We start from the raw sequence: 2988 nt of genomic DNA, 5'->3' as shown, positions 1-2988 counted from the left end.
CCGTCTTCGGCCAGCCGCCGCTCGCCGCCGTCGGCCTGACCGAGGCCCGCGCGCGGGCCGAGTTCCCGGAGGTCGACATCTACCGCACCCGCTTCCGGCCGATGAAGCACACGCTCACCGGCCGCGAGGAGCGGACCATGATGAAGCTCGTCGTCGACGCCCGCACCGACCGGGTGCTGGGCGCCCACATGGTCGGCGCCGACGCGCCCGAGATCATCCAGGGCCTCGCCATCGCCATCACGGCCGGCGCCACCAAGGCGGACTTCGACCGCACCATCGGCATCCACCCGACCGCGGCCGAGGAGTTCGTGACGATGCGCGAGAAGGTGCCGCCGGCGGTCAAGGTCGCGGCGGAGTAGCCGGCCGCTCCGGCGCCGCCGTGCCCGCCGGGGCGTCGTGCGCGGACCGGTCGGCCTCGCGCATGCGCACGACGGTGACGAGGTAGAAGAGGATCGCCAGCCCCGCCAGCACGGCCAGCAGGGCGCGATTGCGGGCGCGCCGTTTCCGCGTCTCGTCGTTTTCCAGGGGCATCCCCCCGCGTCTCCGATCGGTCTCGTGGTATCGATGTCGGTCGCCGCGGCGCTCTTGCCAAGGCGGCATCTGGCCCTGCCCGGGGCCGGCGGTTTCCGCTTGAACCTACAGTCGTTGGAGGACCTACCTTCCCGGTCGGACCGCAGAGGACACCGACCGATGACTGCATCCACCGCCGCCCGAGAGGATCTGCGCCTCGCCGTCGAGGGCATGGACTGCCCGAGCTGCGCGCTCAAGATCGAGACGGCGCTGGGCCGCCTGCCCGGCGTCGCCGCCGTCGCGGTCGATGTCGGCGGCGGACGGGTCCGGGTGACGCCCGGCGCCGAGCCGCCCGACCCGGACGCCGTCGTCCGGACGATCCGGGCCCTCGGCTACGCGGTCCCGCGCGGCGTCGCGCCGCGTCCGCCGGCGGGCCGCCCCCATGACCACGGTCACGATCATGCCCACGGCGACTGCCGGGAGCATGGTCACGGCGCCCCCGACCATGGGCATGATCACGCTCACGCTCACGCTCACGCTCACGACCACGACCACGGGCATGACCACGAACATGGCGACGACCCGGCGGATCGCGGCCGGCCATGGTGGCGGACCGGGCGCGGCCGCCTGGTGCTCGCCTCGGGCGTGCTGCTGGCCGCGGCGATCGCCCTCTCCCTCGCCGCGCCCGCGCTCGGGCCCTGGCCGTTCGTCGCGGCGACCCTGGTCGCCCTGGTGCCGGTCGCCCGGCGCGCCTTCGGCGCGGCGTCGCTGGGGCAGGTCTTCACGATCGAGATGCTGATGATGGTCGCCGCCGGCGGCGCGCTCGCCATCGGCGCGGCCGAGGAGGCGGCGGTCGTCGTCTTCCTCTTCGCCGTCGGCGAGCTGCTGGAAGGGGTGGCGGCCCAGAAGGCCCGGCGCAGCATCGCGGCGCTGGCCGACCTCACGCCCAAGACCGCGCAGCTCGTCGAGGACGGCCGGACCCGCGAGGTCCCGGCCGAGACGCTGCTGCCGGGCCAGACCGTCCTCGTGCGTCCGGGCGACCGCGTGCCGTGCGACGGGCGGATCGTCGCCGGCGGTTCGGCGATCGACGAATCGCCGGTGAATGGCGAGTCCGTGCCGCGCTTCAAGGATGCGGGCGAGTCGGTGGCGGCCGGAACGATCAACATCACGGCGGCGCTGCATGTCGTCGTCACCCGGGCGGCGGCCGACAACACCATCGCCCGGATCATCCGGCTGGTGGAGGACGCCCAGGCGGCCAAGGCCCCGGTGCAGCGTTTCATCGACCGCTTCTCGCGCGTCTACATGCCGGCCATCGTCCTGGTCGCGCTGCTGGTCGCCTTGGTGCCGCCGGTGGCGGCGGGCGAGCCGTGGGAAGTCTGGGTCTACCGTGCGCTGGCCTTGCTGCTGATCGCCTGCCCGTGCGCGCTGGTCATCTCGACGCCGGCCGCGGTCGCGGCCGGCCTGTCGGCCGGGGCCCGGCGCGGGCTCCTGGTCAAGGGCGGGGCGACGCTGGAGAATATCGGCCGGCTGCGGACCATCGCCTTCGACAAGACCGGCACGCTGACCAACGGCCGGCCGCTCGTCACCGACGTCGTGCCGATCTCTGCCCCGCCGGACGAGGTGCTGGCGCTGGCGGCCGGGCTCGAGGCCGGCTCCAGCCATCCGATCGCGCGGGCGATCCTGCGGCATGCCGAGGACGCGGGGGTGACGCCTGCCCCCGCCAGCGACGTGGCGGCCATGGCCGGCCGCGGCCTGCGCGGCACCGTCGCCGGCCGGACGCTGACCATCTCGGACCCGCGGACCGCCGAGGCGATCCTCGACGGCAGCGCCCGCGACGCCGTCCGCGCAATGGAGGAGCAGGGCAAGACGGTGGCGGTGCTGGCCGCGCCGGAAGGACCGCTCGGCCTCCTCGCCGTGCGCGACGAGCCGCGGGCCGATGCCCGGGAAGGTCTGGCGCGCCTCCGGCGTCTCGGCATCCGCCCGGTGATGCTGACCGGGGACAATGCCCGCACGGGCCAGGCGGTCGGGCGCGACCTCGGCATCGAGGTCCAGGCCGAGCTCCTGCCCGAGGACAAGGCGCGGATCGTGGCCGGGCTTCAGGCGCAGGGCGGCCCGGTCGGCAAGGTCGGCGACGGCATCAACGATGCCCCGGCGCTGGCGGCCGCCGACGTCGGCATCGCCATGGGCGCCGGCACCGACGTCGCCATCGAGACCGCGGATGCCGCGCTCCTGCACAACCGGGTCGGCGGCGTCGCCGAGCTGGTGCGGCTGTCGCGCGCGACGATGGCCAACGTCCGGACCAACGTCGCCGTCGCGCTCGGGTCGAAGGCCGTCTTCCTGGTGACCACCGTGCTCGGGCTGACCGGCATGTGGATCGCCGTCCTGGCCGACACCGGCGCCACGGTCCTCGTCACGCTCAACGCGCTGCGCCTGCTGTCGGTGCGGCTCGACGACGGCGGCGGCCGATGAGCGGCACCG

Annotated in this window: 2 protein-coding genes and 1 pseudogene; 2 read left to right on the top strand and 1 reads right to left on the bottom strand. The window is 74.8% G+C overall.

Translation table 11 applies throughout. From position 1 onward, the window contains the following. A pseudogene (locus tag ACE3Q3_RS23750) lies at positions 1-359 on the top strand (glutathione-disulfide reductase); the annotation flags it as partial. On the opposite strand, the gene ACE3Q3_RS23745 reads toward ACE3Q3_RS23750, so the two are convergent. After that, positions 340-531, bottom strand: a complete 192-nt coding sequence (locus ACE3Q3_RS23745; RefSeq protein WP_374450237.1) for a hypothetical protein — start codon at positions 529-531, stop codon at positions 340-342. The pseudogene ACE3Q3_RS23750 and the gene ACE3Q3_RS23745 overlap by 20 nt on opposite strands. 159 nt (positions 532-690) lie before the next feature. On the opposite strand from ACE3Q3_RS23745, the gene ACE3Q3_RS23740 reads away from it, so the two are divergent. Beyond that, entirely contained in the window at positions 691-2979 is a 2289-nt protein-coding gene (locus tag ACE3Q3_RS23740) for a heavy metal translocating P-type ATPase (protein WP_374450235.1), read from the top strand. Positions 2980-2988: the final 9 nt, after the last annotated feature.

Source organism: Allostella sp. (genome assembly GCF_041913585.1).
Taxonomy (GTDB): domain Bacteria; phylum Pseudomonadota; class Alphaproteobacteria; order ATCC43930; family Allostellaceae; genus Allostella.
This window is presented reverse-complemented; position numbering and strand designations above follow the sequence as displayed.